A 6182-nucleotide genomic window follows, 5' to 3' on the forward strand; every position below is an offset into this window, starting at 1 on the left:
GTCGTTTCAAGATGCCACTCGGACACGAACAAGTTGTCAAAGAGCGGAACGCCACGAAGGGCGAATCAGCCGGACGCGGAGCCGTCGGCCGGCCAGGGGCCGCCTTCGTCTCAAACCGCGCCCCCCCGCGGGTTTCGCGTCGCCGGTCGGCGTCGCTCACTCGCGGGAGGAGAAAGATACGGGCCGCTCCCCGGGCCGTCAACGCCGCGGTCGGCGTGTTCCGAGAAAACTTTCGGCGCCGGCTTCGCGGCCGTAGGAAGCCACCTGTGACCCGCACGGGCGTCCAGTTGCGGTGCCCCTCCCGCCACGAAGACTCTGCGCTTTCCTCTCCCTTCATCGACTGCTCATCGACTGTTCGCGCGGGTCCTCCAGACAGCAGCCGGCGACCTCACTTTGAGAGGCACCGCCGACTGAGGGGCGCGGCCGATCCGCTGGTCGGGACTCGGAGAGAAGATTCTAACTTGCGACGCCGCCCCGCCCTTTTTGGGCCACAGCTCCGGGTCCGCACCTCGGACCGCCGGCGGGCGACGAATGGAGACTAGGGGGATCGAACCCCTGACCTCCTGCTTGCAAAGCAGGCGCTCTCCCAGCTGAGCTAAGTCCCCGTAACACGACAGAAGCCCGACGTCCCCGTTACCGGAAACCTCGGGCCTCGACGCGAGTGGGCGTGGGAGGACTCGAACCTCCGACCTCAGCTTTATCAGAGCTGCGATCTAACCAACTGATCTACACGCCCGTGACCCCGCGGGAACGAGGTCCCCGGGATTGCTCCCGGGGGCGGATTCTTGCGGAGAAGCGGCGGGGCGTCCAGTGTGCGGCGCCCGCGATCGCGTTTCCCGGGGAAACCGACCGGCGGACACCGCACGACCCGCACGGGTTCGCCCCCCTCTCCGCTCCGCACAGTCGCCGCCCGCTCCTCAGGAGAGGAGCCGCTCGACGTCCTCGACGCTGAGGCCGCTGACGACGCTCTCGTCCTGGTTCAGCACGGCGTCGGCCAGTTCCGTCTTCTTGCGCTGCAACTCGGCGATCTTCTCCTCGATCGTGTCGCGGGCGATCAGGCGGTAGGCGAACACCGGCCGCTCCTGGCCGACGCGGTGACTCCGGTCGATCGCCTGCGCCTCCACGGCCGGGTTCCACCAAGGGTCCAGCAGGAACACGTAGTCGGCGCTGGTCAGGTTCAGGCCCAAGCCGCCCGCCTTCAGGCTGATGAGGAACACGCCGAGGTCGGGGTCGTTCTGGAAGCGGTCCACCCGCTCCCCGCGGTCGCGGGTGCGGCCGTCGAGGTATTCGTGGCGGATGCCCTCCTGCTCCAACCGCTCCCGGACGAGGCCGAGGAAACTGGTGAACTGGCTGAAGACCAGGGCCTTGTGGCCCTCGTCGATCAGTTCCAGCAGCTTGGGGATCAGGGCTTCGACCTTTGCGGACTGAATCTCCGCGCTGTCCTCGCCCAGCAGGGCGGGGTGGCAGGCGGCCTGGCGGAGGCGGAGCAGCGCTTCGAGCACGTGCATCCGCGTCTTGCCGAGGCCCTGCTCCTTCACGCTGCCGAGCAGGCTCTGGCGGTAGTGGTCCCGCAGTTCCTCGTAAAGCCGGCGCTGTTCGCCTTCGAGTTCGACCGAGAGGGTCATCTCGGTCTTCGAAGGCAGGTCCGTGGCGACCTCGGCCTTGGTGCGGCGAAGGACGAACGGGCCGATGCCCTTGGCGAGCAGGTCGCGGGCCTGCTTGTCGTCCGGGTCGGCGGCGTAGCGGCGGAACAGCGAACTGCGGCCGAGCATTCCCGGGTTAAGGAACTCGAAAATGCTCCACAGGTCGCCGACGTGGTTCTCGATCGGCGTGCCGGAGAGGGCCAGCCGGTGGCGGGCCTTCAGCAGCCGGGCCGCTTTGGAAACCTGCGAGGAGGCGTTCTTGATCGTCTGCGCCTCGTCCAGCACGACGTAATCGAAGTGCTGCTTTTTCAGGTCCATCACGTCCCGGCGGAGGGTGCCGTAGGTCGTGAGGATGAGGTCCAGGCCGGCGAAGTCGTCCCGCAGGCGGTGACGGTCCGGACCGGTGTACTCGACGACCTTCAGCTCCGGGGTGAAGCGTTCGGCCTCGCTGGCCCAGTTGAACAGCAGCGACCGAGGCACCACGACCAGCGAGGGCAGGTGCTCGCCCTCCTCCTCCGCCCGCCGCTTGCGGCCCTGGAGCAGGGCGAGCAGCTGGACCGTCTTGCCAAGGCCCATGTCGTCCGCGAGGCAGCCGCCGAGGTTGGTGTCCTGCAGGAACCGCATCCAGCCGAGGCCGTTCTGCTGGTACTCCCGCAGGGCGCCGTCGAAGCCCTCCGGTTCCTTGGCCGGCTCCACGCCGGTGAGGCCGCGGAGGCGTTCGCGGAGGGCGGTGAACTGCTCGTCGTACTCCACCTCTTCCTGCGCCCCCAACAGGGTGTCCAGCAGGACGGCCTGGTTGGCGGAGAACTTGATGTGGTCCTCCTCCTCGCTGCCCAGCCCGGCGAGCAGCCCCAGCTGCTCCGCCCAAGCGGCCGGAAGGATGCCGAGGGAGCCGTCGGAGAGCCGCACCGCGTCGTCGCCGCGGGCCAGGGCGGCGAGCAGGTCCGGCAGGGCGATGGTGGCGTCGCCGAAGGTGACGTCGCCCCGCAGCTCGAACCAGTCGATGCCGCTTTTGACCTGGAACTTCAGTTCGCCGGCCTGGCGAACCGGCTTGTCGTCGGCCCGGATGAGCCAGCCGGCGTCCGTCAGCGACCGGACCGCCTGCCCGAGGTCGCCGATGGCGATCTCCACGTCTACGCCGCCGGCCGATTTGCTGGCGAGGCGGCGGAAGCCGACGTCCCGCAGCTGATCCCACGCGGCGGCCTCGGCGTCGAGGTCCCGCAGCAGGCACTTGCGGGCCTCGCTGTTGACGATCGCCCAGCGGGGGTCGCCGCCGGCGATCGGCTCGCCGTCGTAGCGGAACCGCACGGCCCCGGTGGCCCGGTCCGGCAGGCGGCCGCCCACGGTGGAGCCGCTGGAGATCCGCAGTTCGCGGCCGGGTTCGACCCGCACCTCTTCCAACCGCTGGTCGTCCGGCAGTTCCAGCCGGGGGAGGACCGGCAGGCGGAACAGTTTCTCGACCGCCTCGTGGGCCTCGGCCTTCGGAATGACGATGCCGTCCGACTGGCCGATCCGCTCGGCGAGGTCGTAGGCGCCAAAGTCGATCACCGGGCTAAGAGCGTTGTCCAGCAGCACGAGGCCGCCGGGCAGCAACAGGTCGGCATCCTCGGCTTTGCGAATCGCGTCCGGTCGGGTCAGCTCGACGGCCAGCCGCAGGGAGACGTCCCCGTCCTTCTCCTCATCCTCCCGCTCCGAGTCGGCGGACTCCAGCGTCTCGTCGGACTCCTCGTTGTCTCCCGTCTCGGAGTCTTCCTCTCCCTCAGACTCCCGGCGGGACTCTTGCGGGGAGACTTCCCGAAGCGCGGCCGTGAGTTCCCACGGCTCGTCGCCGTCCCAGGTGAGGGATCCGGCCTTCTCGCCGGCGTCGAGGATGCGGGCGTTGCCGGTGCCGCACATCAGCGGCAACAGGCGTTCGGCCAACTCGTGGGCGAGGTGGAAGCGGTAGACGCCGGTCTCTTTGCCGTCCTTGGCGTCCCGCTCGGCGACGCCGCCGAACAGGTAGGCGAGGACAGTGCGGTCCTCCTCCCGCTCGATGGTGTCGAGGTCGCCGGGCCGGACGCGGAGAGCCTTCAGCTTGCCCCACTGGCCGCTGGCCCGCCGCTGACGCTGGGAGACCTGAATGACGATCCGCCGCTCCTTGCGGCTGGCGGGCAGGTCGAGTTCGTAGAAGATCTGCCGCTCGGCGCTGCTGCCCTTGCGGGGGGCGGCGACCTCGGCGGCGACGCCGGCGAGGGCCCGCTCCCAGGGGCGGGCCTTCTCCTGCGGGGCGGCGGCGGGCCGCTTCAGCGTGGCGACGCTCGCCTCGTCCTCTTCCTCCTCCGGCTCGTCGCCCAACAGACCGCCGGCCGGGGCCGCGTAGGAACGGGAGGACGGGCCGGCGGCGAAGTCGTCGTCGTCATCGTCGTCGAAGTCCCAGGCGCTGCCGAAGTCGGCGGAGGCGGGGTCCTCGGCGGCGAAGGGCGGCACCTCCCCGCCCCGCACCGGGCCGGTGAGCAGCTTGTCGCGGTCCGCCAGCAACACGGCGCCCCAGAGGTGCTTGCAAACGCCCAGCTTGCCGGACTGCGGGCAGGTGCAGCTCATCCGCAGCGTGCCGCCGGTGCGGTCGAGATCGCAGGTGAACTCCCCCGATTTCTCCTGAACCGCGGCGACGAGCTTGTCCGGCGTGAGCGCCAGTTGGGTGACGCGGTCGGCGTCCAGATATCCGGCTCCGCGGAACCGCAAGTCGGCCCGGAACTGTTTTTGAAGCGATTCGGCCAGCGTCATGAGCGTGGTGACGCCCCGCCGCCGCCCCGGAACGGCCCCCGTGCGAGGGGCGAACGGGGGCGGGCGGACCGGGGCCGTTTGTCTTCCGTGAGTGGGGCGCCCGGGCGAGCCGGGAGAACGGTGTGGGCCGCGGAACGGTTCCGCCGCGCAGTCGGGCATGGTCCGGGGCGTGAGCCGACCCGTCAAGGTGCCCCGCCCCGGCGCCACCCCCGACGCCTCCCCCGGCGTGCCCCCTCCGGGGCTCGGCGGTAGGATCGGCCGCCGTGACCGATTCCTCCCCCACCGCTCCGCCGCCGACCCTCCCGACCGCCTCGGTTCCGGGCCGCGTCAACGACCTGATCCCCGCCGCCGACGTCGCCGGCAAACGGGTGCTGCTGATCGTCCCCGATCACACCCGCACCGCCCCGCTGCCGGTCCTGTTTCCGGCGGTACACGACCGGCTCAAAGAGGCCGGGGCGAAAGGGCTGGACGTGATGGTCGCCCTCGGCACGCACCCGCCGATGCCGCAGGCCCGCATCGAGGCGCTGCTGGGCATCGACCCGGCCACGCGGGAGGAGCGGTTCCCCGGCGTCTCCCTGCTCAACCACGAGTGGGACAACCCGCAGGCCCTCACCCCGCTGGGCGACCTCCCCTGCCCGGAGGCCGCCGAACTCTCCCGCGGCACCTTGCCGGACAGCGTGCCGGTGACGATCAACGCTCGGGTGAAAGACTACGACCTGCTGCTGGTCCTCGGCCCGGTGTTCCCGCACGAGGTCGTCGGCTTCAGCGGGGGCAACAAATACTTCTTCCCCGGCATCAGCGGCCCGGAGCTGCTGAACTATTTCCATTGGCTCGGGGCGATCGTCACCAACGCCGGGATCATCGGCGTGCCGGACACCCCCGTCCGCCGGGTCGTGGACGCCGCGGCAAAGCTGATCCCGGTCGAGCGGCGGGCCCTCACCTTCGTCGTCGATCCGAAAGCGGACCTGTACGGCCTGTACTACGGCACCCCGGAGTCGGCCTGGCGGGAGGCGTCCGAGATGTCGGAGCGGGTGCACATCACCCGCAAGCCGAAGCCGTTCCACACGGTTCTCAGCTGCGCCCCGCCGATGTACGACGAGCTGTGGGTCGCCGGCAAATGCATGTACAAGCTGGAGCCCGTCGTCGCCGACGGCGGCGAACTGATCATCTATGCCCCGCACCTGTCTGAGGTCTCCGAGACCCACGGCGAGGCGATCCGCCGCGTCGGCTACCACGTGCGGGACTACTTCCTGAAGCAGTGGGACAAGTTCAAGCACGAACCCTGGGGCACCCTGGCCCACAGCACCCACGTCCGCGGCGGCGGGACGTACGAGAACGGCGTCGAGACGCCCCGGGTGAAGGTGACGCTCGCCTCGCAGATCCCGCCGGAGGAGTGCGAGGTGTTGAACCTCGGCTACCGCGACCCCGCGACGATCAACGTCGAGGACTACGCCGACCGGGAGGACGAAGGCGTCCTGCTGGTCCGTAAGGCCGGCGAGATGCTGTACCGGCTGGAGAACGAGTGATGCCGGGGGTGGAACTCGGTCTGTTCGCCGTCGCGGTCGCCGGCCTGTTCCTACACCGTCACACTTTGCCGCGGGTCGTCTGCCCTGCCTGCGGCGGGCGGCGCTGCTCGTCCGCACCGGTGTTGCACCTCGTCGCCGGCAGCGAGGGCGCCCGCACGACCGCTCATCGCTGCCGGGTTTGCGGTACTTATTTCGTGCTGATCGGCGGCGATCCCGCCCGCTCGCACGTCTCTCACCTGTAACGCGGAGG

At 70.0% G+C, this 6182-nt stretch carries 3 protein-coding genes and 2 tRNA genes; 2 read left to right on the plus strand and 3 right to left on the minus strand.

Features of this window, described 5'->3' with window-relative positions:
- Positions 1-532: 532 nt before the first annotated feature.
- From ACG2DA_RS21325 to ACG2DA_RS21335, 3 genes are all read right to left on the minus strand, one after another.
- Positions 533-605, minus strand: a tRNA-Ala gene (locus ACG2DA_RS21325).
- 57 nt (positions 606-662) lie between these two features.
- Positions 663-736 (minus strand) — tRNA-Ile (locus ACG2DA_RS21330).
- Positions 737-917: 181 nt separating this feature from the next.
- Positions 918-4406 carry an SNF2-related protein gene (locus tag ACG2DA_RS21335; protein WP_395258517.1) on the minus strand — a complete coding sequence of 1163 codons (3489 nt, stop codon included), beginning with the start codon at positions 4404-4406 and terminating at the stop codon, positions 918-920.
- 263 nt (positions 4407-4669) lie between these two features.
- On the opposite strand from ACG2DA_RS21335, the gene ACG2DA_RS21340 reads away from it, so the two are divergent.
- Both ACG2DA_RS21340 and ACG2DA_RS21345 read left to right on the plus strand, forming a co-directional pair.
- Positions 4670-5932, plus strand: a complete 1263-nt coding sequence (locus ACG2DA_RS21340; RefSeq protein ID WP_395258518.1) for a lactate racemase domain-containing protein — start codon at positions 4670-4672, stop codon at positions 5930-5932.
- Positions 5933-5940: 8 nt separating this feature from the next.
- Positions 5941-6174: a hypothetical protein gene (locus tag ACG2DA_RS21345; protein ID WP_395258520.1), complete on the plus strand. Its 234-nt coding sequence runs from the start codon at positions 5941-5943 to the stop codon at positions 6172-6174.
- Positions 6175-6182: the final 8 nt, after the last annotated feature.

It is taken from the genome of Alienimonas sp. DA493, assembly GCF_043951915.1.
In the GTDB taxonomy this organism is placed as follows: domain Bacteria; phylum Planctomycetota; class Planctomycetia; order Planctomycetales; family Planctomycetaceae; genus Alienimonas.